Source organism: Aurantimonas sp. C2-5-R2 (assembly GCF_036549495.1).
Classification (GTDB): domain Bacteria; phylum Pseudomonadota; class Alphaproteobacteria; order Rhizobiales; family Rhizobiaceae; genus Aurantimonas; species Aurantimonas coralicida_A.
This window is the reverse complement of record NZ_JAZHLJ010000001.1, coordinates 1-21,978: the sequence shown is the minus strand read 5'-3', so window position 1 is coordinate 21,978 and position 21,978 is coordinate 1. Positions and strand designations below refer to the sequence as shown.

17 protein-coding genes and 1 tRNA gene are annotated in these 21,978 nt (G+C 63.5%); 8 read left to right on the top strand and 10 right to left on the bottom strand.

The genetic code is table 11. The annotated features are described in order from the left end of the window. Positions 1-2: 2 nt before the first annotated feature. Positions 3-635, bottom strand: a complete 633-nt coding sequence (locus VQ044_RS00090; protein WP_327622303.1) for an HAD family hydrolase — start codon at positions 633-635, stop codon at positions 3-5. Next, positions 632-1,759 carry an A/G-specific adenine glycosylase gene (gene mutY / locus VQ044_RS00085; RefSeq protein ID WP_327622302.1) on the bottom strand — a complete coding sequence of 376 codons (1,128 nt, stop codon included), beginning with the start codon at positions 1,757-1,759 and terminating at the stop codon, positions 632-634. The genes VQ044_RS00090 and mutY overlap by 4 nt, the downstream gene beginning before the upstream one ends. 86 nt (positions 1,760-1,845) lie before the next feature. On the opposite strand from mutY, the gene VQ044_RS00080 reads away from it, so the two are divergent. The 5 genes from VQ044_RS00080 to ppdK all read left to right on the top strand — a co-directional run bounded on the left by VQ044_RS00080 (position 1,846) and on the right by ppdK (position 8,043). Beyond that, positions 1,846-2,595 carry a glycosyltransferase family 25 protein gene (locus VQ044_RS00080; RefSeq protein ID WP_327644897.1) on the top strand — a complete coding sequence of 250 codons (750 nt, stop codon included), beginning with the start codon at positions 1,846-1,848 and terminating at the stop codon, positions 2,593-2,595. Beyond that, entirely contained in the window at positions 2,592-3,830 is a 1,239-nt protein-coding gene (locus VQ044_RS00075) for an O-antigen ligase family protein (RefSeq protein ID WP_327644895.1), read from the top strand. Before VQ044_RS00080 ends, VQ044_RS00075 begins: the two co-directional genes overlap by 4 nt. Then, positions 3,827-4,324 (top strand): DUF721 domain-containing protein, encoded by a 498-nt coding sequence (locus VQ044_RS00070; RefSeq protein ID WP_327644894.1) that lies wholly within the window; start codon positions 3,827-3,829, stop codon positions 4,322-4,324. Before VQ044_RS00075 ends, VQ044_RS00070 begins: the two co-directional genes overlap by 4 nt. A 111-nt stretch (positions 4,325-4,435) precedes the next feature. Then, positions 4,436-5,197 carry a DsbA family protein gene (locus tag VQ044_RS00065; protein ID WP_327644893.1) on the top strand — a complete coding sequence of 254 codons (762 nt, stop codon included), beginning with the start codon at positions 4,436-4,438 and terminating at the stop codon, positions 5,195-5,197. A gap of 173 nt (positions 5,198-5,370) precedes the next feature. Next, positions 5,371-8,043 (top strand): pyruvate, phosphate dikinase, encoded by a 2,673-nt coding sequence (gene ppdK, locus VQ044_RS00060; RefSeq protein WP_327644890.1) that lies wholly within the window; start codon positions 5,371-5,373, stop codon positions 8,041-8,043. Here the strand turns inward: ppdK and VQ044_RS00055 are convergent. Both VQ044_RS00055 and VQ044_RS00050 read right to left on the bottom strand, forming a co-directional pair. Next, positions 8,031-9,815, bottom strand: coding sequence for an SLC13 family permease (locus tag VQ044_RS00055; protein WP_327622296.1), 1,785 nt, complete (start codon positions 9,813-9,815; stop codon positions 8,031-8,033). The two genes, ppdK and VQ044_RS00055, sit on opposite strands and share 13 nt — an antisense overlap. Positions 9,816-10,023: 208 nt before the next feature. Further along, on the bottom strand, positions 10,024-10,428 hold the full coding sequence (locus VQ044_RS00050) for a hypothetical protein (RefSeq protein ID WP_206455406.1): 405 nt from the start codon (positions 10,426-10,428) through the stop codon (positions 10,024-10,026). Positions 10,429-10,602: 174 nt separating this feature from the next. Here VQ044_RS00050 and VQ044_RS00045 point away from each other — a divergent pair, with 174 nt between their 5' ends. Both VQ044_RS00045 and VQ044_RS00040 read left to right on the top strand, forming a co-directional pair. Continuing rightward, on the top strand, positions 10,603-12,231 hold the full coding sequence (locus VQ044_RS00045; RefSeq protein WP_327622295.1) for a fatty-acid--CoA ligase: 1,629 nt from the start codon (positions 10,603-10,605) through the stop codon (positions 12,229-12,231). A gap of 72 nt (positions 12,232-12,303) precedes the next feature. Then, entirely contained in the window at positions 12,304-13,242 is a 939-nt protein-coding gene (locus VQ044_RS00040; RefSeq protein WP_327644888.1) for a DUF1499 domain-containing protein, read from the top strand. 31 nt (positions 13,243-13,273) lie between these two features. On the opposite strand, the gene VQ044_RS00035 is transcribed toward VQ044_RS00040, so the two are convergent. Both VQ044_RS00035 and VQ044_RS00030 read right to left on the bottom strand, forming a co-directional pair. Beyond that, positions 13,274-14,176, bottom strand: coding sequence for an MBL fold metallo-hydrolase (locus tag VQ044_RS00035; protein ID WP_327644887.1), 903 nt, complete (start codon positions 14,174-14,176; stop codon positions 13,274-13,276). 8 nt (positions 14,177-14,184) lie between these two features. Further along, positions 14,185-15,375 (bottom strand): DUF3616 domain-containing protein, encoded by a 1,191-nt coding sequence (locus VQ044_RS00030; RefSeq protein WP_327644885.1) that lies wholly within the window; start codon positions 15,373-15,375, stop codon positions 14,185-14,187. A 163-nt stretch (positions 15,376-15,538) separates the two neighbouring features. Between VQ044_RS00030 and VQ044_RS00025 the strand changes: the two genes are divergently transcribed. Beyond that, positions 15,539-15,613, top strand: a tRNA-Gln gene (locus VQ044_RS00025). Between the two features lie 280 nt (positions 15,614-15,893). On the opposite strand, the gene VQ044_RS00020 is transcribed toward VQ044_RS00025, so the two are convergent. The 4 genes from VQ044_RS00020 to VQ044_RS00005 all read right to left on the bottom strand — a co-directional run bounded on the left by VQ044_RS00020 (position 15,894) and on the right by VQ044_RS00005 (position 21,872). Beyond that, a complete protein-coding gene (locus VQ044_RS00020; protein ID WP_327644883.1) occupies positions 15,894-16,709 on the bottom strand; it encodes a hypothetical protein in 816 nt (271 codons plus the stop codon). A gap of 158 nt (positions 16,710-16,867) precedes the next feature. Then, positions 16,868-20,098 carry a type I restriction endonuclease subunit R gene (locus VQ044_RS00015; RefSeq protein ID WP_327644881.1) on the bottom strand — a complete coding sequence of 1,077 codons (3,231 nt, stop codon included), beginning with the start codon at positions 20,096-20,098 and terminating at the stop codon, positions 16,868-16,870. Further along, entirely contained in the window at positions 20,098-20,835 is a 738-nt protein-coding gene (locus VQ044_RS00010; RefSeq protein WP_327644879.1) for an abortive infection family protein, read from the bottom strand. Before VQ044_RS00010 ends, VQ044_RS00015 begins: the two co-directional genes overlap by 1 nt. Next, entirely contained in the window at positions 20,832-21,872 is a 1,041-nt protein-coding gene (locus tag VQ044_RS00005) for a restriction endonuclease subunit S (RefSeq protein ID WP_327645137.1), read from the bottom strand. Before VQ044_RS00005 ends, VQ044_RS00010 begins: the two co-directional genes overlap by 4 nt. Positions 21,873-21,978 lie beyond the last annotated feature (106 nt).

Genomic DNA, 21,978 nt, shown 5'->3' with positions numbered 1-21,978 from the left:
GATTAGTCCGCCGGGGCTGAACGTGACGGGACCGGCAGGCCGAGGGCGACGAGTTCGTGGCGAAGCTGCTCGCCATCCATGAAGTGGATCGCCTGCCAGCCAGCCTGGCGGGCGCCGTCGACATTCGGCGCGCTGTCGTCGATGAAAACCGTTCTCGCCGGGGCGATGTCGAAGCTTGCCGCGTGGTGGTCGTAGATCGCGCGGTCCGGCTTGATCAGCGCGATGTCGCCCGAGACGGTCACGCCCCGCGTTTCCGTCAGGAACGGGAATTTCGCCTGCGCCTCGCGAAACGTGTCCGAGGCGAAATTAGTCAATAGGGTGACATCGACACCGCAGGCGATCAGGCCGCGCAGGATCGCCACGCTCCCCTCATAGGCATGCGGCACCATCCGGTGCCAGTTGCGGCGAAAGGCGCGAATCTCCGCGGCCATCTCGGGATGACGATCGATCGCTTCGGCTTCGGCCTCCGGCCACGGCCGGCCGCGATCCTGTTCGAGGTTCCATGCGTGCGAGCAGACCTCGCTCAAGAAGAACGCCCGGCGGTCGTCGTCGGGAATGATCTGGCGAAACGGAATGTGCGGATCGTAGTGGATCAGCACCTTGCCGATGTCGAAAACGACATGCGTGACGGTCATCCGGTTCTCTTTCTTGACGGTTTTGGCGCGGTCCCGTCGGCAAGCGCGCGGACGAGCACCTTGTGCATAAGCGTGGGGAGCGCCTCGCTGTCGCGCGTGGCCTCGTGCGACCACCATCCGGCGATGGGCGGATCCTGCGTCAGTTCGGCCCGGTAGACTTCGAGCTCCAGGCGGAAATGCGTGAAGGCGTGGGCGATCATGCCCTGGAATTGCCAATTCGCCGCGAATGGCGCGGCCTTGGCGCCGGTCGCTCCGTCGGCGCGGGCATGCCACTCGGTCGTCGGCGGTTCGCTCATGCCCGCAAGCATGCCGCTACGGGCGCGTTGGCGCAGCCAGACAGCGCCGTCCGCCGGCCGCACGGCGACGAAGGCGGCGCCTTTTCGCTCCGGCGTGGCCGCTTTGGGCTTCTTGACGGGAAACTGCTCCGCGCGACCTTCGGCCGCAGCCCGGCAGTGGGCGCGGAGGGGGCAAAGGATACAGGCGGGACCGGTAGGCGTGCAGACGGTCGCGCCGAGGTCCATCATGGCTTGCGCGAAGTCGCCGGGGCGCCGATCCGGCGTCAGTGCCGCGACGTGGCCGCGAATCGTCTTCCGCGCCCCCGGCAGTGGCGCCTCGATCGCGAACAGCCGCGTGACGACCCGTTCGACATTGCCGTCGACCACGGCTGCCGGCTCGTCGAAGGCGATCGCCGCGATCGCGGCTGATGTGTAGTCGCCGATGCCGGGTAGCATTTTGAGTTCGGCCGCGCTGCGGGGAAAGCCGCCGGCGAAGGTTTCGGTGATGGTCCTGGCGCAGGCGTGAAGGTTGCGGGCGCGGGCGTAATAGCCGAGGCCCGCCCACTCGCCGAGTACATCCGTTTCCGGGGCGGCGGCGAGGTCCTCAACCGTCGGCCAGCGATCGAGGAAGCGGGCGAAATAGGCTTTCACCGCCGCGACCGTGGTTTGCTGCAACATGATCTCCGAAAGCCAGACGCGATAGGGCTCCGGCCTTATTCCAGCCGCGCGCTCTTGCGGCGAAACGCGCCACGGCAATTTTCGGGCGTGACCGTCGTACCAGGACAGAAGCGGCTCGGCGATGGAGGGAAGAACGCTGTCCGAAGGGGTCGGTGGATCTGGCTTGAGCATCGACTGAGCTTGCCTTGACATTGCCTGATGTTCGCGCAATCGACTCCCGAAACGGGGACCGGCGGCCCGTCCACGAAAGAGTTGTCTTGAAGACCAATTACTACGTCATCAATCTGGATCGGTCTCCGGAGCGCCTTGCGGCGATCGGTGCCGATGCCGCCACGATCGGCATCGACCTGATACGGGTCAAGGCGGTCGATGGGAAGACAGTGCCGCCTCAGGCGCGCGAGATCCTCGACGAGAGCGGGTTTCGCCGCCTGCACGGCAAGATCCCGATGGACGGGGAATATGGCTGCTATCAAAGCCATATCGACGTGTTCGATGCCTTCCTGGCCAGCGACGCCGACATCGCGGTGATCTTCGAGGACGATGTGCGACTGACGCCTGCGCTCCTGCCGGTACTCGATCGGATCGTTGCCGTGGACGATTGGGACGTCGTGAAACTGATGCACCATCGCCTGCCGGTGTTCCGCGCGCACCGTTCGATCGGCGGTGGTCACCGGTTGGGGACGTCGCTGTTCGGCCCGACCGGTAGCTCGGCCGCCTACCTGGTCAACCGGCGGGGCGCGAAAACCCTGCGGCAGCGGCTCGTTCCGATGCAACTGCCCTACGATGTGGCGCTGGAACGCGGCTGGGCGCTCGGCGTCAGGGTGCGCCACGTCAAACCGGATCTGGTTGCCGGCAATCCGCTCACACAGCAGAGCCTGATCGGCGGGCGAGCAAAATACTCAGCGATGAAGCTGGCGCCGTGGCGGCGTCTGACGACCTTGCTCTTCCGGACGGCGGAAGTGGTGCGGCGCGCCCGCTTCGGCCTCATTGCGCGCACCAAACGATGATCAAACGCTGGCTCCTGGCGCGGCGGTCCTTCGATGCGCCGCTCATTGCCCTGGCGATCGCCCTGCTGGCCATCGGCAATCCCATCGCGAAGGGAGCCTTTCTCTTCTTCGGCCTGATTGGCGCCAATTTGGGCTTTGCCCGGCATCGGACCTGGCGCTATGCCGACACCGCCTTTTGCGCTGCGATCATCGCCTATGCGAGTTGGTCGATCGGGCTCATGGTGTTCCGGAACGAATCCGTAGACGGCAACCGAATGTTCTCCTACAGCCTCATCATGCTCGGCTTTGTCTTTCTGCCGCTCTCGATCAGTCTGGTGCGAGAACCGTTGGATGCGCTGATCCTCGGCTCGCGCGCGGCCATTCTCGCCGTCCTGGCTTTGATTCCCTTCGACCCGATGGTCATCGGCGGCCGGATCGATCTTGGCGGCAACGCGGCGATCGTCGCATTCCTGGCCGCGACGGCCGGTCTTGCCGCCCGGCTGGACGCCCGACGCCCAGCCTCTCTTCTTCCCAACAGCCGACTCTGGTTCTACCTCTCCTTCGTACCGGTCCTGCTGTCGGGCACCCGGGCGGCGTGGTTCGTCTACCTGCTGGTCGCCCTGTTCGACGGACTGGAGCTGATTCGGCACTGGCGGAAAATTCCGTTTCGGCTGCGTTCGCTGGCGCTTCCGACCGCCGCCGTTCTAATCGTGGCGGCGGTCCCCGCAAGTTCGATTGTTAGCCAACGCATCAGCGCGGGGATGGTGGAACTGGAGCAGATGAACGGGTCGGGCGCTGCGATCGGATCGATGGACGTTCGCCTGGTCATGTGGGCGGGGGCCTTCGATGTCGTGTCCAAGAGCCCGATCGTCGGCGTCGGCGGGATGGAACGGATGGACGCGGTCGCTGCCGCCGTCGCGCCCGCAAACGCACCCTATGTTGCCCACTTCACGCATCTGCACAATCTGTTCGTCGACGAGGCGGCGTCCAACGGTCTTGTCGGGCTGGCGCTGCTCATGTCGATCTTCGCTGTCTTTCTCGTGCGCGTCACGCGATGTTCGCCCGGCCATCTCGTGCCGGAGACCTCCTATGCCTTCGTCTTTCTGGTGGTCACCTTCGGATCGTTCCACGGTGTCCTCCTGAACGAGTGGATGATCCTGTCGATCTTTTCCTTCATGACCCTCATCCTTGTCGCGATCCGCCGCGACGCTTTCCGGGCGCGGTATCGAAGCGGCCTGTCCGGAGCCGGAGGGTGAAGCGGCGCCGGCCGCCTTCTGCGATTCCGGTTGCCGATCTCATTGGCGGCCTGATGGACCCGATCCTGAGGCGCAAGGCGGGGATGACCAGCGGCCTTGTAGCCGCCTGGTCGGAGATCGCCGGCCCCCGCCTGCAGGACATGACGCGACCGGAAAAGCTGCTCTGGCCGGCGCGGCGATCCGACACCGACGCTTTCGAGCCGGCGACGCTCGTGGTCGCCTGCGAAGCGGCCGCGGCCCTGCGTCTGCAGCATCAGACCAGCGAATTGATCGCCCGGGTGAACGCGTTCTTCGGCTTCGCGGCGGTCGAGCGCATCAAGATCGTGCAAAAAGCCGTCAATCAGGTGCGTCCGAACCGTAAGCCGAAGCTGCGAGACCTCGATCCCGGCGATATCACCCGCATCGACGACATGGTCGCGCGCATCGAGGATCCGAAGCTTCGCGACGCACTGCGGGCCTTCGCCGAGACGACGTTACGGCGCAATGAGGGATGATGGGCCTTTGCGACGCCACTTTGCCCGTTCATGAAGAGTTCATTGGAAAAATCGCAATTCTTCCATAGATCGCAAAGACTGATGCCACCCTATCCTCAAAGGTTCCAATCGATGATGAGTATGTCTTCCGACACCTCCCGCCGCCCCCTGGCTTTCAAGATCGCCGCATTTCTCGCCAGCGCCGGGCTCGTGGCGAGCACCGGAGGCTTGGCCCAAGCGGCCGGCAGCTCTGCCCAGTCAGCGACGGAAATTCAGGTCGCGCAGTCGGAGACCGCCCCCGCCACGCCGCCGGCCCCCACCGTCGAAGCACCGGCCTCGTCCGGCTCTGTCGATGTAGCCGAACTGATGGCCGAAGGGCCGCTTCCCGACATCGTCGTCGGCGATCCCCAGGCGCCGGTCACGATCGTCGAATACGCGTCGATGACCTGCGGATATTGCGCGGCTTTTCATGTGAATTCCTACCCGCAGATCAAGAGGGATTTCATCGAGACCGGCAAGGCCAAGCTGATTCTTCGGGAATTTCCGTTCGATCCGCGCGCGCTGGCGGCTGCCATGCTGGCGCGTTGCACCGGTGATGACGCCAGACGCACGGCGATGGTGGACGTCCTGATGGAGCAGCAGGCCGAATGGGCCCGGGCGGAAAACGCCTCCGCGGCGCTGCTGAAATTCGCCAAGCTGGCCGGAATGAGCCAGGACGACTTCACTGCGTGTCTCAACGACAAGGAGTTGCAGCAGAAGGTCGTGGAAACGCAGGAGCGCGGCCAGAACGAGTTCGGCGTGAACGCGACGCCAACCTTTTTCGTCAACGGCGACAAATACTCCGGCGCCCTTGGACCGGACGAGATGGCGGCCGTGATCGAGTCGCATCTGTAACAGCCGGCGACCTAACGCGGCGGGTGCCCGTTCCTGCGGGAGCAGATATCCGCCGATCGACCGCGTCGGGTTTTTGCATTGCAACAATTGGCGTGTCTGCGATTTTCTTCTAGAGGTGGGCGGGGTTTCCGGCGGAAGGCCCGACTCATCGGGGAGGCAGTCGGCGGCATTCAATGTCCAAACGGATATTCACTTTCAGGCGCGGAGCGGCCGATCGCACGGCCGACGCCGCCGAAGCGCTGGGGCTGAAGGGCGCCAATCTGGCGCTGCTGGCCTCTCTCGATGTGCCCGTTCCGCCCGGCTTCACCATCGCGACACCTGTCTGGCGTGAGGCGCAAGGATCCGAAGACGGCCTGCCACAGGCGCTGCGGGCCGAACTGAGGGCGGCGATAGAGTGGCTCGAGGGCGTGACCGGCCGGCGTTTCGACGGCGATCAACGACCGTTGCTTCTGGCCGTGCGCAGCAGCGCCCGGGCGCAGATGCCGGGCTTGGCCGAGACAGTCCTCGACATCGGCCTCAACGACCGGACCGTCGAGATTCTGGCAACCGAGCTCAAGGATCCCGCATTCGCCTATCGCAGTTACCGGCGCTTCATCGAAAGCTATGCCGCGCTGGTCTTCGACGTCGATTCATCCCACTTCGAAGAAATCGCGGACGAGGAACGCGATCGCGCGGGCTGGGCCGTCGAGCCGGAGATGCCCGCCGACTGGCGCGCGCTGATCGCGCGTTATCAGGGCCATCTCGACAGCGAGATCGGCGCGGTGCTGCCGCAGACGCCGCTCGAGCAGTTATTCAGCGTCGTGGCCGCCAGCTATGCGAGCTGGCGCAATCCGCTGGCGGTGTCGCACCGATTGATCCAGGGTATCCCGGAAAATGCCGGTCTCGCGGTCACCGTGCATGCGATGATCTTCAACGAGCGCAACTACCACTCCGGGACGGGTCGCGCGGTCTCCCGCGATCTGGGTAGCGGGCAATCCCGGCTGTCCGGAGAGTTCGGACTGGGCGCCAGGGGGTCTAGCGCCATCGGCGAGAAGCCGCCGGTCCTCGACCTGGCGGACCTCGCGAATGGCGAGTGTCGCGATTTTCCGACCGATTTGAGCGAGTTGACCCGTCATGTTCGCCGCATCGAGGCCCATGCCGGCGATGCGGTCGAGGTCGATTTCATGGTCGGGGACGGCGAGCTGTTCCTGATGCAGTCGCGGATTGCCCGTCGGACCGCGCCGGAGGCAATCCGCGTCGCGGTCGAACTCGTCAAGGAAGGGCTGATCGAGGAATCGGAAGCGATTCTGCGAATCGACCCGGCGTCGCTCGATCAGTTGCTGCATCCGACCATCGAACGCTCGGCGGATTTCGTCGTGCTCGGCCGGGGCATGCCGGCGTCACCGGGTGCGGCGACGGGTGAGATCGTGTTCACCTCCGAGCGGGCTCAGATACTGGCGAACGAAGAGCGCCCGGTGATCCTGGTGCGAAACGAGACCCACCCCGAAGATATCCACGGCATGCATGTCGCCGAGGGCGTCCTGACCATTCGTGGCGGCACCACAAGTCACGCGGCCGTGGTCGCCCGCGGCATCGGCAAACCGTGCGTGACCGGCGTTGGATCACTGCGCATCAATGCTCAAAAGGGAACCCTTCACGCCGCCGGCCGCGTACTCAGGGAGGGCGACCGGATCACCATCGACGGCTCTACCGGCGATGTGATCGAGGGAGCAGTGCCTTTGGTCCGGCCGTCACTGACCGGCGATTTCGCAACATTGATGGAATTCGCCGATCGAGCGCGGCGCATGCGGGTGCGGGCCAATGCCGACACACCGGTCGAAGCCCGTTCCGCCCGCTCCTTCGGCGCCGAGGGCATCGGCTTGTGCCGGACCGAGCATATGTTCTTCGAGGGCGACCGCGTCCGCGCCATGCGCGAGATGATCCTGTCATCGGACGAGAGCGGGCGGCGGGCGGCGCTCGAAAAGCTTTTGCCCATCCAACGCTCCGATTTCATCGAGTTGTTCGAGATCATGGCGGGCTTACCGGTGACGATCCGCCTGCTCGATCCGCCGCTGCACGAGTTTCTGCCCAAGAGCGATGCGGAGATTACCGAGACGGCGGCGATGCTCGGCGTCGACGAAACAGTCGTGAAGCACCGGATCGCGGCGCTCGAGGAATTCAACCCGATGCTCGGCCATCGCGGCTGCCGATTGGCGATCTCCTATCCCGAGATCGTCGAGACGCAGGCGCGCGCGATCCTGGAGGCGGCGGTCGAGGCCGGCGAAAAGACCGGCGCCGCGGTCGTTCCCGAAATCATGGTCCCGCTGGTCAGCCTGCGCAAGGAACTCGACTTCGTGAAGGAGCGTGTCGATCGGGTCGCCGAACTGGTCATGGCTGAGCGCGGCTGCAGCATCAACTATCTCGTCGGCACGATGATCGAGTTGCCAAGGGCCATCGTGCGCGCCGATACGATTGCCGAGGTCGCCGAGTTCTTCTCCTTCGGCACCAACGATCTGACCCAGACCGTCTATGGCATCTCGCGCGACGACGCCGGCAATTTCCTGTCGACCTACGTCCGTCAGGGGATCATCGAGCGAGACCCGTTTCAGACCATCGACGTCGAAGGCGTCGGCGAACTCATCGGTCTCGCTGTCGAGAAAGCGCGGCGCACGCGTCCGGACATTTCGCTCGGCGTGTGCGGCGAGCAGGGCGGGGATCCGGCCTCGATCGCCTTTTTCGAACAGACTGGACTCGACTACGTGTCTTGTTCGCCGTTTCGCGTGCCGATTGCCCGGCTTGCCGCGGCCCAGTCGGCGATCCGGGCGGGCCGTTCGCTCCGTGGCCGGGGGCGGCGTCAGGAACCGTAGTAGAAGTAGATCGCAATGCAGGTCGTGAAGCCGACGATCAGGTTCATCGGCGCGCCGATCTTGACGAAGTCGAAGAACCGGTAGTTGCCGGCGGCATAGACCAGCGTGTTGGTCTGGTAGCCGATCGGCGTCGCGAAGGAGGCGGAAGCGCCGAACATCACGGCGACGACGGCAGCCCTCGGATCAAGCCCGAGCGCGGTAGCCAGGCTGATCGCGATCGGCGTCACCACCACGGCGACGGCATTGTTGGTGACGATCTCGGTCAGGATCGACGAGATCGCGTAGATGCTCAACAGCACGATGAAGGGCGAGGCATCGCGCAGGAGCGGCTCTATCGCCCCGACCAGCAAGTCGACGGCCCCCGAATTCTGCATCCCAAGACCGATTGCCAGCATGGCGAAGATGAGGATGAGGATGTCGCCTCGGATCGAGTGCCAGGCTTCGTCGGCATCGATCACCCGCACCAGAAGCAGGGCGGCGATCGCGACGAACGCAAGCACCTGGATGCTCGCCAGCCCATAGGCGGCGACGCCCACGACCCCGGCGAGCGCGCCGATGGCAATAGGCGCCTTGCGACGCCGGAACGGCCGTGCCTCGCTGACGTCGATGCCGATGAGATCATTGGCCTCGGCGATGCGGGCGAGCGCCTCCGGACGTCCTTCCAGAAGCAGACGATCGGCGGGACGCAATTTCGTACCGTGCAGCGTGGGACCCGGCACGTGCCGATGACGCTGGACGCCGAGAACCGCGACGCCGGATCCTGAAATTCCTGTTAGTTCGGAAATGCGGCGGCCGATGCCGCGCCGGTGCGGCGCCACGGTCGCTTCGACGACGACCCGTTCTTCATCCTTCTCTGCGGAGAGCGTGACGCGGGCGATCCGGACGTTCTGGTTGGCGTTCAGCGTCAAGAGTTCCTCGGCTGTCGCGAATAGCACGATGCGGTCGGATTTTTGGATCTCGATATCGCCGATGTCGCGGCGAAGCGTCTCCGAGCCGCGCAAAATGGCCATCGGCTGGATGCCGCGCGCTGAAAAGGTTGCGGCGTCCTTCAGTCGCTTGCCGATCGAACTCGCGCCGTCCCGCACGACGATCTCGCTGAAATAGAGATTGCCTGCGTCGTCGCCCAGGACGTCTTCGGCCGAGCTGCGGTCGGGTAGGAGAAACCGCCCGACGATCAGCAGGTAAACAATTCCGGTGATCGACGCGACGATGCCGACCGGAGTGATCTCGAAGATCGAAAATCGCTCCATCCCCTGGCCGCGCGCGACGCCGTCGACCAGAAGATTGGTCGACGTGCCGATCAACGACAAGGTGCCGCCGAGAATGGTCAGGTACGACAGCGGGATCAGCAGCCGCGTCGATGCCACACCCAGTTTCTTGGCGATCTCCATCATGATCGGAATGAACACGATCACCACCGGCGTATTGTTCATGAAGGCGGAGGCGACCATCACGCCGAGACCCATGACGGCAAGGGTCATGAGGGGGTATCGCTCGACGCTGGCGACGAGCCAGCCCGCGGCCCCTTCCAGCGTGCCGGTTCGCACCAATGCGCCCGACAGCACGAACATCGCCGCAATGGTGATCGGCGCGGGATTGGAAAAGACCGAGGCGAACTCGTCCGCGTCCAGATAGCCGAGCACGAGGAAGCTCACGGCGCCGCCGACCGCGATCACCTCCGGCGGGTAGAGCTCGAGGGCGAAGGCCACGAAAACGACGCCTATCACCGCCAGCGCGATGTAGGAGGAATAGTCCGTGAGAAAGGCGTTCATGAGGTTCCGTCGGCGAGGAGGTCCCGGCAGAACTCAGAACTGCGACGAACGGGCGGTTTGACAAGACCGCTGTGCCAATCACGCCGGATAAATATCGATTATTCGGTAAGCGTTCCCGGCGTGACCTGAATTCGGCCGCTGCGGCGTCGTTCGTCGGGGCGGTCGGTTCCGTCCTCGACTCGTCCGACCGAGACGGGACTGCCGCTCGTCAGGCCGAGCCTTCGGTTTCCATGCCGCCGAAGGGCATGGCGTCGCGAATGCGTGTGAGGACGCCGACGAAGGCGCGGGCGAAGCCATAAAAGCGCTCGCCGATCTCCTCGCGATCCGGATTGCGGATGGTGTCGCCGGCCTCGTTCAATATCGCGAACAGAATGTCCTCGCGCTGAGGGGTGGCGACGCGCACTGCGGCAATGCGGGATGCATCCTCGACAGAGCCATCCGACGGCATGTCGAACAGGAGCTCTCCGCCGACCACGGCGGCAGCCGAACGCACGCATTCGTCGAAAGCGATCCGTGTCGGATCCTGCATGTCCAGGGCCAGTTCGAACTCGACCGCGCCGAGAGCCTCGTTTCCAGACCCCGCGCCGATTGCCGTCTGTGCGTCCACCTGCATCGTATCGCTCCTAGTCCCTACTCGCGTGGGATCGAAACCTGACTCCGGCAAGCGGCCGAACTGTGGCGACGGTCAGGTCTCGCTCGCGGCGTCTGGACAAACGCCGGGCCGTTGCCGACATTGGCGTCGCGAACGGGAACCGTCTGGAACCCTCGACGCCAGGGAGGAATATTCATGCAGGGTTTGATGCAGCAATGGCCACTGCTTTGCTCGAAGGTGATCGATCACGCCGCGACCTATCATCCGCGCCGTGAAATCGTCACGCGCTCGGTCGAGGGGCCGATCCACCGCACCAATTACAGCGAGGTCCGGACGCGGTCCCTGCAACTCGCCCAGCGGCTGGAGCGCGACGGCATCAAGCTCGGCGATCGCGTTGCCACCCTGGCCTGGAATACCTGGCGCCACCTCGAATGCTGGTACGGCATCCTCGGCATCGGCGCGATCTATCACACGCTGAACCCGCGGCTGTTCCCGGATCAGATCGCCTGGATCATGAACGATGCCGAAGATCGCTTCATCTTCGTCGACCTGACCTTCATGCCCATCATCGAGGCGATCGCGCCGAAGGTTCCGAGCCTGGAAAAGATCATCGTTCTCACCGACGCCGCGCATATGCCGGAGACGAAACTGGCCAACGTGGTCTGCTACGAGGATTGGCTGGCCGAGGCGGACGGCGATTTCGTCTGGAAGGCGTTCGACGAAAACACCGCGGCCGGCATGTGCTACACGTCCGGCACCACCGGCAACCCCAAGGGCGTGCTCTATTCCCACCGCTCGAACGTTCTGCATTCGATGATGGCGCAACAGCCCGATGCGATGGGCCTGTCCTCGCGCGACAGGCTGCTGCCGATCGTGCCGCTGTTTCATGCCAATGGCTGGGGACTCGCCCTGACCTGCCCGATGGCTGGAACCGCGATGGTGATGCCGGGGGCCAAGATGGACGGCGCCTCGGTTTTCGAATTGCTGACCCAGGAAAAGGTCACCTTCAGCGCCGCCGTGCCGACGGTCTGGCTGATGCTGCTGCAGCACCTGGAGAAGGAGGGTGGTGAACTGCCCGACCTCGAACGGGTGGTGATCGGCGGCGCCGCCTGTCCGCGCGCCGTGACGCAGAAATTCCAGGACAATTACGGCGTCCAGGTCATCCATGCCTGGGGCATGACCGAGATGAGTCCGCTCGGCAGCCTGTGCACCATCAAGCCGGAATATGCCGATCTTGAGGGCGAGGCGCTGCTCGATCTCGAACAGAAGCAGGGCCACCCGCCCTTCGGCGTCGAAATGAAGGTGACCGACGACGCCAATGTCGAGCGGCCGTGGGACGGCAAGACCTTCGGCCGTCTCAAGGTGCGCGGCCCGGCGGTCGCCAGTAGCTACTACAAGAACACCGGCCCGGAAGTGTTCGACGACGACGGCTGGTTCGACACCGGCGACGTCGCCCATATGGACGAGCACGGCTACATGCAGATTACCGACCGCGCCAAGGACGTCATCAAGTCGGGCGGTGAGTGGATCTCGACGATCGATCTGGAAAATCTCGCCGTCGGCCATCCCGATGTCGCGGAAGCCGCCGTGATCGGTCTCGCCCATCCCAAATGGGACGAGCGGCCGCTGCTCGTCATCGTCCGCAAGGAGGGGCGGGAGCCTTCCAAGGAAGACATTCTCGGCTTTCTGGAGGGCAAGGTCGCCAAATGGTGGATGCCGGACGACGTCGCCTTCGTGTCGGAAATTCCCCATACGGCGACCGGCAAGATACAGAAGACGACACTCAGGGATCAGTTTCGTGACTATCGCCTGCCCACGGCCTGAGTTATGCGCGTACCGGCGGTTCAATGGCCGCCGGGGCCGACGCGACAGGGCCGTGGCTTTTAAGGATCGCCCATGAGTTCGATTTACGGACGGCTCCCGGTTTCGGGGCACTATCTGCGCAAGCGGCTGCGGCTGGCGGGCTTTGCCCGCAGGCTGGCGGCCTTCGCGTTGATGTTGTTGGTCACGTCGCTTGCCATCTTCAGGCTTGGGGCCATCGTGCCGCAGGCCTTGATCGGCCTTCTGCTCTTGACCGCCGGCGTTGCCGCGCTGGCGTTGCTGATCTCCCTGTATGGGCTCGTTCGGGTCTGGTTCCAGGGGGTCGCCGGCGGCGGCGCGGCGCTCGGGGCCTTTGTCCTGGCGAGCATCGTGCTCTCTCCTTTTGCCTATACGGCCTATCTCGCGGCCGTGAATCCGAGGACGAACGCCGCCTATACGGACGGCTTGGACCCCGACGGTCCCGCCGCGGTGATCGAGCCTCAAGCGCCTGCCGACGCGCCGGTTGTGGCCGCGCCCGAGGCGGCCCTGGCGGAGCCGAGCGTTGTTCCGGGGCGGCGTTTCGTCGCCACCGCGCCACGGGTTTATGCCGCCGCGCGTGTGGTGCTGGATGATCTGGGCTGGCAGGTCGGCGGTGTTGTCGCCGAAGGTCCGGCCAGTGCCGTCGTCGCGGCGCCGGAACTGGCCGGTGGTGACCTCGGCGTTAGCGGAGCTGGCGACATCCCGATCCCAACGGCGCGGGCCGGAATCGATGCCGAGGCCGCTTCCGATCCGCTCGACCGGCCCGATAGCGAACAATACCGGATCAGCGCCATCGCCCGCGATCTTCTCTTCGCCCTGCCGAGCGATATCAGCATCCGCATTGTCCAGGACGGCGACGAGAGTTTCGTCGATCTGCAATCGGTCTCACGCTCGATCGATATCGACTTCGGCCAGAATCGTCGCTTTATCGAGCGCTTCCTCGAAGATCTCGACACGGCGATGGCCGGACTGGAGACGGTCGATACGGGAGGCTGATCTCGTCGTTTCCCGGAGCGGCCTGTGGCCGTCAAGCAGGCGCGAAGTGGGTATCGAGCGTCGGTGGCCCGTCGGTCAACACCAGGCCGCGCTCCGTCAGGTCTTCCAGATGGGCCAGCACCGACAAACCCGCGGCGCCATGCAGCTTCGGATCGGTGCCCCGATAGATCGCCGCGACGACCGCCGGGATCGTCCGGTCACCGGCGCGAAGACGCGTTAGGATCGCATTCTCGCGCATCCGGCGATGGCCGATGAGCGCCCGCACGAAGGCCTTCGGCCGTCCGACCGCGCCACCATGGCCGGGTAGGTAGCGTGAATCGTCGCGAGCGAGCAGGCGATCGAGCGAATTCATGTAGTCCCGCATGGCGCCATCCGGTGGCGCGACGATCGTCGTCGACCAGGCCATGACGTGATCGCCCGACAGCACCGTTCCGTCCGTGCCGATCGCGAAGGCCAGATGGTTGGCGCAGTGGCCGGGGGTGGCGATCACCGTGACGCTGGTGCCGCCGAGGACCAGCGTCTCGTCGTCCGAAAGCGTGCGGTCGAAGACGAGGGACGCATCGCCAGCAGCCTCGATCCGCGCTGCCTCGCCGGCCAGCAGCGGGCGCATCGGGCGATGCGGCCCGCCGCCGAGAAGCGGAGCGCCGATAATGTCCTTCAGCCGGTCGACCAGGCCGGTGTGGTCGCGATGGGTATGGGTCAACAGGATCGCATCGACCGGTCGGCCGTCGATCGCCACAAGCAGCGCGTCCAGATGCGCCGGGTCGTCGGGACCCGGATCGACGACGAAGCAACGATCGTCGCCCACGACATAGCTGTTGGTGCCATGAAAGGTGAACGGGCTCGGATTGCGCGCGGTGACCCGCCAGACGGAGTCGCCGAGGGGGACGGCCTTTCCGTAGGCGGGGTCGAAGGCGGTATCGAAGCTGGTCACTGGCCTGCTCAACCTTTGCCGCCCGCGGCGCGCGGCTTCGGCGACGCGGATCGCGCCGAGGCGAGTTCGAACATGTCGGTGGTCAGGCGCTGGGTCTTGGCGTCGGTCCGGTCCTCGTGCGGAGAATCATAAGCGACGAGAAGTTTCGCCACGCCGTCGATCTCGATCGGCGCGATTCCCTCGGCATGGTCGGAGCCGCGGATCGCCGGCAGGTTGAGCACACGTGCCAGGGCGTCGTCCTCGTAGATGTTCTGCTCGGGATCGTAGTCCTCGATGGCGAAGACCGACTGCAGGGCTTCCAGATCGGTCGTGGCGCCGGACAGAATCAACAGCCGGCCGTCCTGCCAGTGCATGTCGCGAATGCCCTGGCCGTCGAGATCGATCGCCTGCAGCCTGTAGCGTTTGCCGCCATCGAGTTTTCGCGGCTTCAGGAACCCGTTCTTGGCGTCCTTCATTTCCATGCGAACGATCATCGCATAGCCGCCGACGACCGGGCCGCGCAGCCCCAGAAGGACCGTGTTTCCCGTGACGGCAAGCCCCTCGATGTCGAAGCCGTTTTCCTTGCAGGGATGATCCATGAACGGGCCGATCAACTTGTCTTTGGCCAACATCTTGCGGATCGGCGTTTTCCGGGATTTCCTCATGGGGATCATCCGGGCCGCGCGAGCCGGCGCGCCGTCGAGCGGTTCGATCGCCGCCACGAGATCGAAGACGCCGTCACCCCGATCGAGCAGCGGCACCTTGCCGAGAAACCCGCGATTGGCGTCCCAGTCGATGTCCTCCATGTCCTTGAGCCCGTCATCCTCCGGCTTGTCGCGTTTCAGGGAGTGCGAGCCACAGATCCAGAGATAGCCATCGGCGACCGCCAGACCCTCGATATCCATCTCGCCGCCGGGTCCCTCCGGCAGGTCAAAGGTCTCGCCGAGCACGAAATGTGTGTGCTCGCCAGCCTTGCCGGTCTTCGGATCGAAGCTCACGCGCTCGATGGTCGAGGTCTCGTCGCAAGTGCAGAAGATCGAGCGGCCGGTGACGGCGAGCGCCGATACATCCTGCCAGATCGGATCATCGACATGGGCCAGCCGGTCCTGATGGGTGAAGAACAGATCGACCCTGGCCGCCGGCCCGCGATCGAGCAGCAGGTCTGCCTTCTTTTCCGCGCCCGCCCGTTTCGAGAGTTGGGTCTGCTTGCCCTTGGCCATGGTGTGTCATCCTGCCGCTGTTTTCCGGGCGGTACATCGGGCAGGCTGCGGATGATGCAAGTTGCCCGGCGGCGATCAGCGAAAAACATGATTGATTTGCCGCGCGGTCGGTCGTTGCATGACGGCCGGCCAGAGGCTATAGCACGCCACCGGACGCGAGCTTTGGGGCGTCGCCAAGTGGTAAGGCAGCGGCTTTTGATGCCGCCATTCGCAGGTTCGAACCCTGCCGCCCCAGCCAGCCAGTCTCTGGCATTTCCGCGACATGCGAGTGCTCCCCAGGAACCTCCGTGGTTTCCGGAGGTTAGCGGCTAGCCCGCCGCCGGTGCCGCTCTCTCCAAAGCCAATTCGGCCGAAATTCGCGCGATGGTCGCCTCGCATTCTCCGTCGGTTAGATTCCCGACATGCTCGCGGGATGATGCGAAACACCAGGAGCAAGTCCGCGGGCTGGCATGATGCCAGGTGAACGAGCAATGCCCCGGCGGAAGCCAAGGATATCATCTGGATTGCCGGATGATGAGTCAGTCAAGCAGGATGGCGCGCTGCTCGTTCCAGCCCGGAGGCAGGGGACGCGCGGCCTTCAATCGCTCGGGCGTCAGCGTGATGGGCTGTCGGCCGGTAAGGATCATCTCCGTGATATCCGGGGCGAGGAAGGCAAGCGACAGGTTGCGGCTGACATGGGAGACCTGATGCCGATCCCGTCTGGCAATCGCGGCGATGGTGGCTGCCCGGCCGCAGCGCAGGTCTTCGAACCACCGATGGCCATCGCGTACGAGTTGCACGAGATCGGCATGGGGTAATCTCGTCTTGCTGCTGACCTCCCCGAGGATGAGCCGGACCTGCTTGCCACATCGCTGCAGTCGAATGGCGACGGCGATCTCGATCGGCTCCTCAACGTCGGCGATGTTCGCGATCCAGTCAGGCTCTGCGATCTCCAGCGCCTCACCCAGCGCCATTCGGTTGATGGCGAGGGTCACGCTGTCCTCGGCCACCCCGATCCGCTCGATGATCTGCAGGATCGCCTTGAGCTGCAGTTCTTGCTCGGCCGGCTCCCCCATCGATTGGTACAACCGCTGTGCGGAGCTGATGATCCTGGTCAGCTGGGAGAGCTCGGCACCTCGTGCGATTCCGGCCAGCCATTGCGGATCGGTGAGGTGATCGGCGATAGTGGTGACGACCAGTCGTTCGACGTCCGGCGCCGGCACGCGCATGCCTTTGCCGTCGGCGGTGCCGCGAACGAGCGGCGCGGATGTGTAGTAGCGGTAGCGCCGCCCGGACTTGATCGCGTAGGTCGGGCTCATCCTGTTGCCGTCAGAATCAAAAAGCAGGCCCGCCAAGGGTGCCGAGGCGGCGCGGGATTTCGATCCCCGCGGCCGGTGGCTCTGGTCCGCCAATTAATTCTATTAATATATTGATTTATATGAACAATCTTTGTCGCAGCATTGTCTCGACCCACATTCCAGCCCACATAAATTTTGGGTGGCGGCCCAATATCCTAAGCTGCCCATCGCGCCGATAGCGCTTCGGCCTGTCGCAAAACGGTCTGAACGGCCTCGTCCTGAAGATCGGGCGGGTATCCGTGCCGACGTAGAATCCGCTTAACCAGCACCCGCATTCGCGCGCGGGCACTTTCACGATGCGACCAGTCGACGGTCGCATTGCTCTTCAGACTGTTCAGCAGTTCGTGGGCAATCACCTTGAGCGAGTCATCCCCCATTATGTCGACGGCGCTCTCGTTCTCGGCAAGCGCGTCGTAGAATGCGATCTCGTCGCGCGACAGCCCTGTTTCTTCGCCGCGCTGGAGTGATTCACGCATCTCCTTTGCCAGCCGGATCAACTCGTTGAGAACTTCGACGGTCGTGATGGCGTTCGCGTGATAGCGCGCAATCGCGGCGTCCAGCCGTTCGGTAAAGCGTTTGGTCTCCACGACGTTTGTTTGGCTTCTCGACCGAATCTCATCGTTCAACAATTTGCGCAGCGCTTCCAGCGCCAGATTCTTTTTGTCGAGATGCCGTACCTCTTCCAGGAAAGCGTCGGAGAGAATCGAGATGTCGGGCGTCGAAATGCCGGCCGCGCCGAGAATGTCGACGATATCGGTCGAGATGACTGCACGGTTCAGGATTTGCTGAATTGCCAAATCACGATCCGCGCCGCTTCGTCCCGTTCCAGCCGATGATTTGACGAGCGCAACGCGGACAGTCTGGAAAAAGCCGACCTCGTCGGCGAGGTTCCGAGCTTCGTCGCTGCCCGAAGCCAATGTGAACGCCTTGGAAAGAGCCAAGACTGCATCCTGATACCGGCGGTTCTCGCGCCGCTTACCCTCCGCTGTCGTCTCCTTGGCCGCCGCCTCGTGCTGGCGTGAAAGAATCCACTCGATCGCCTCGGCGAGCGTGACGAGGCGCTCATGAGGCGTCCCCGAAGGCCCGCGCTCGTAGTCGAAGCCGTGAAACATCGCTTTCACGACTTCACGTTTTCCGAGAAACACCGCAACGGCCTCGGCGGCGTCGATCCCGGTTTGCTGTCTATCAGAACCGCTATAGCGTCCGAGCGCCGACTTCAGATTCTGGGCGATGCCGATGTAGTCGACGATCAAACCGGCCGGCTTGTCCCGGAACACGCGATTGACGCGGGCGATCGCCTGCATCAGCCCGTGTCCCTTCATCGGCTTGTCGACATACATTGTATGCATCGAAGGCGCGTCGAACCCGGTCAGCCACATGTCGCGGACGATGACGAGCTTCAGTTGATCATCCGCGTTCTTCGCGCGCTTCGCCAGCAGGTCGCGGCGGGCTTTCTCACCGATATGTTGCTGCCAGCTCTCCGGATCGGAACGGGAACCGGTCATGACGATCTTGATCGCGCCTTCGGCGTCGTCGTCACTATGCCAATCCGGGCGGAGCGCGATGATCTTTTCGTAGAGCGCCACGCAGATGCGCCGGCTCATGCAGACGATCATCCCCTTGCCGGGTTTGGCGGCTTCCCTCGCCTCGAAATGATCGACGAGATCTTGCGCGATCAATGTCAGACGCTTTTCCGAACCGACCAGAGCCTCGACCGTCGCCCATTTGCTCTTGAAGCACTCAGCTTCGGCGACCTCCTCGCCCTCGGTCAATTCCTCGATTTCATCGTCGATTTTTGGGCGTTCCTCGTCGGAAAGCTCGATCCTCGCCAACCGGCTTTCGTAATAAATCGGAACGGTCGCACCATCCTCGACCGCGCGACTGATGTCATAGATGTCGACATAGTTGCCGAAGATGCGCGGCGTGTTGACGTCTTCGGCTTCGATCGGCGTTCCCGTAAAGCCGATGAAGGACGCGTTCGGCAGTGCGTCGCGCAGATGCTTGGCGAAGCCGTAGGCCATCGCACCGGTCTTCTGATCGATCTTCGCGCCAAAGCCGTATTGGCTGCGGTGCGCCTCGTCGGCGATGACGACAATATTGCGGCGATCTGAAATCATCGGATAGGCCGTCTCGCCGGAAGCGGGCGCGAATTTCTGGATCGTCGTGAAGATGACGCCACCCGATGCCCGGTTCAGCGCGGCCTGGAGATCATCGCGGCTGTCGGCCTGCTGCGGCTTTTGGCGAATGAGGTCGCTACAGGCGGCGAAGGTGCCGAAAAGCTGGTCGTCGAGGTCGTTGCGATCGGTAACGACCACGATGGTCGGATTCTCCAGCTGCGGATGACGTACCAATTGCCCGGCATAGAATGCCATCAGGAAGCTCTTTCCGGAGCCCTGTGTGTGCCAGATCACGCCGATGCGCCGGTCCCCGCGCGGATGATCGGCCGCGTCGGGAAGGCCATAGACGGCCGGCTCCTCGCTCATGCCTGCGAAGTCATGGCTGGGAGGCTCGCCACCGATGTTGAGCGCCAGCGCCCGCAAGGTCGACGCGACCGCGCGGCGAACGGCATGGAACTGATGATAGCCCGCGATGATCTTCGCCAGGCCCTTCTCCGTTTCGCCGAAAACGATGAAATCCCGAATCAACGCGAGGAAACGGCGCCGTTCGAAGACACCGTCGATCAGCACGCTCAGCTCCGGCGATCCTTTCGGCGCGATCTCCGCTCCATCGGTCGTGCGCCAGGGCATGAAACGCTCTTCATCCGCGCTCAGCGAAGCGATCCGCGCCGTCAGCCCATCTGAGATGACGAGCACGCCGTTGGTGCGGAACAGTGAAGGGATCTGGCTCTTGTAGTTTTGGAGCTGGGTAAATGCGCTCGACAGCGTCGCGGTTTCGGAACCAGGCGCCTTCAGCTCGATCACACCGAGCGGCAAACCGTTGACGAACAGGACGATATCCGGCCGGCGATTGAAGCCGTTTTCGACGACCGTGAATTGCCCACTCGCCAACCAGTCGTTGGCGTCGGGATTGTCGAAGTCGATCAGGCGCACGGTATCACCGCGAATGGTCCCGTCGACATCATAATATTCAACCGGTACGCCCTCGATGATCAGTCGATGCAGTCGCCTGTTTTCATCGATCAGCGAAGGCCGTTCGGTCGCGACGATCTTCCGGAGCGCATCGCTCCGCGCCTCGACCGGAATCGTCGGATTGAGCTTCTCGATTGCGGCGGCGAGGCGAGCGACCAGAATGACGTCGGCATAGGCGTCTCGTTCGGGTGTTGCTCCGTCGGGACCGATCAGCGCATCCGACGACCCTTCGTATCCGAGAGCCTGCAATCGTTCGAGCGCAGCCTGTTCGACTTGAGCTTCGGATAAGTAAGCCATCACGCTGCCTCGCCAGCCTCAATGGCCGCCTTTCTCGCTTCAGCGCAGGCATTGAGCACCAGCTTGTATGCCTCACGGTCCACCCCGAACAGTAGACGTGATGGCTCGATCGCCAGCGGGACCTCATCGCCGCCCGGCAGAACCACTACGGCGCGAAGCAGGCCGTCTTCATCCGCTTCGGCGCGCATGGCGGCGAATTCGTCGATCAGCGCGTTCGACATCTCAAAACGTTCGTAGGGTTCCAGCGTCCGGATCGGGTCGGGCTCGCGTTCCAGATAGGCTTCGTGCAGGAAGGTGATGATCGCATCGGCGGCAAGCATGGACGAGCGGCGGTGATGCGCGGACAGTTTGGAGATGAAGCCGTCCTTGCCGTGGCTTAACGTGCCCGCCTGGTTGCGCAGCACCCGCAGCGTTTCGGTCAGGTTGTTGTGCTGCTTGATTAGGTCCGCAAAGGCGCGGTCGCGGATTTCCCCCAGATCGAGCAGGCGTGTGGCGACACCGACAAGATGGCCAAGCTTAGGATCTGCTTCCACCGGTTTTTTCGGGCTTACCGGATCGTCGAGTTCCTCGATCAGCACCCGGCAGGCACATTCGACCAGCCCCTTCGCGGCGTCGATGCAGGCGTCGTTCTCATCGGCGAACTCGCGTTCCAGCGTCTCGAAGGTCTGTTGGAGCATTGGCGCATGTTTCCAATGCGTGCAGAACGCCCGGATGCCGGGATACCAGTCGGCGCTCATGCGACCTCCCCGGCGATCTTCTCGGCGTCCTTCAAGCGGATTTCGCCCGACATCAGCTTTGGAAGTAGGAGGTCGCGGGTGGCGGCGAGGGTGTAGAATTCGTCACTGTTTGCTTTGATCTTCTCCCTATGAGTGGTGGCGACCAGATCAAATGCATCGACAATTCCGTTGCCGCACCATGCCAGCTCTAGCCGATAAACGTTGTTTCGGTTCAATCCTGGAACTGCAGCATCTGTGTTCATTGTTTGCAGGCGGAGAGTCTCCAGTCCATAATAGCAATATGTCAGCGGGACTTTCGGAACGACATAAAAGACCGTGTCTATCGCAAAGAACGAGCGATCCTCCCAGAAGAGGCTGCCGACAGTTCCTTTTCGCCCAACAATGACGGACGGTCCTTTCACGAGCGGTGACGAATGAAAACCAGTGATGCCGCCGGAGCCATAGACGGGGACCGAGCCTGGCTCGCGGTCAGCAGCCTTTAACGCCTTTCCGTAGGAAAATTCCATCAACCGGTCGATGCGCGCCATTTTCCACCCCTCCGGCTTGCCGTCGTCGTCGAGGCGGTCGGGGAAGAGCGGCCAGATGTCCGGGGCGAGGTAGGGCGGGCGGCCTTCCATCTTGGCGCGGGTCGGGCCGAAATCGACGAACCAATCCCTGAAGATCGCCCGCGCCATCGCCTCTAGCGTCTCGTTCATCCGCCTGTTCAATTCGATCTTGTCGTCGAGCGATTTCAATACCTCGACGACACGGTCCTGTTCAGACCGCACCGGCGCGCAGACATGAAAGGCTTTCGCCTCAGGAAAATAGATCGTCTGGTGCACGCTGCCCGTTGCAAACATTTTGAGAGCGCGATTTTCGCATAACAAGGCATATTTCAAGAAATGCGGATTTAGCTCGTCGCCGCAGACCCAGTTGACGAAGTCTTGGCTTGTTGCCATTGGGCAGCCCATGACGACCACATAGCCAACTGATGCTGTCCTTGATAGGCAAACTGTATTTTTTGGAAGTATGCGAGCTGAAGAGTTGGCAATCCCCAGAGCATTGGTTGTTTCGTTCCTTGCCTATCCGGTTGTTACCCACGCCCACTAAATGTGGGGTGCGCCCATTCCCCGGAGTAAAGCCCGTCAAAGGTCGGCGCAGCTG

Coding starts and splice junctions, on each gene's coding strand:
- VQ044_RS00030 (WP_327644885.1), bottom strand. CDS start 15,375: ATGGCCAAGGGCAAGCAGACCCAACTCTCGAAACGGGCGGGCGCGGAA.
- VQ044_RS00050 (WP_206455406.1), bottom strand. CDS start 10,428: ATGCAGGTGGACGCACAGACGGCAATCGGCGCGGGGTCTGGAAACGAG.
- VQ044_RS00040 (WP_327644888.1), top strand. CDS start 12,304: ATGAGTTCGATTTACGGACGGCTCCCGGTTTCGGGGCACTATCTGCGC.
- VQ044_RS00065 (WP_327644893.1), top strand. CDS start 4,436: ATGATGAGTATGTCTTCCGACACCTCCCGCCGCCCCCTGGCTTTCAAG.
- VQ044_RS00045 (WP_327622295.1), top strand. CDS start 10,603: ATGCAGGGTTTGATGCAGCAATGGCCACTGCTTTGCTCGAAGGTGATC.
- VQ044_RS00015 (WP_327644881.1), bottom strand. CDS start 20,098: ATGGCTTACTTATCCGAAGCTCAAGTCGAACAGGCTGCGCTCGAACGA.
- VQ044_RS00090 (WP_327622303.1), bottom strand. CDS start 635: ATGACCGTCACGCATGTCGTTTTCGACATCGGCAAGGTGCTGATCCAC.
- VQ044_RS00075 (WP_327644895.1), top strand. CDS start 2,592: ATGATCAAACGCTGGCTCCTGGCGCGGCGGTCCTTCGATGCGCCGCTC.
- mutY (WP_327622302.1), bottom strand. CDS start 1,759: ATGCTCAAGCCAGATCCACCGACCCCTTCGGACAGCGTTCTTCCCTCC.
- VQ044_RS00055 (WP_327622296.1), bottom strand. CDS start 9,815: ATGAACGCCTTTCTCACGGACTATTCCTCCTACATCGCGCTGGCGGTG.
- ppdK (WP_327644890.1), top strand. CDS start 5,371: ATGTCCAAACGGATATTCACTTTCAGGCGCGGAGCGGCCGATCGCACG.
- VQ044_RS00010 (WP_327644879.1), bottom strand. CDS start 20,835: ATGAGCGCCGACTGGTATCCCGGCATCCGGGCGTTCTGCACGCATTGG.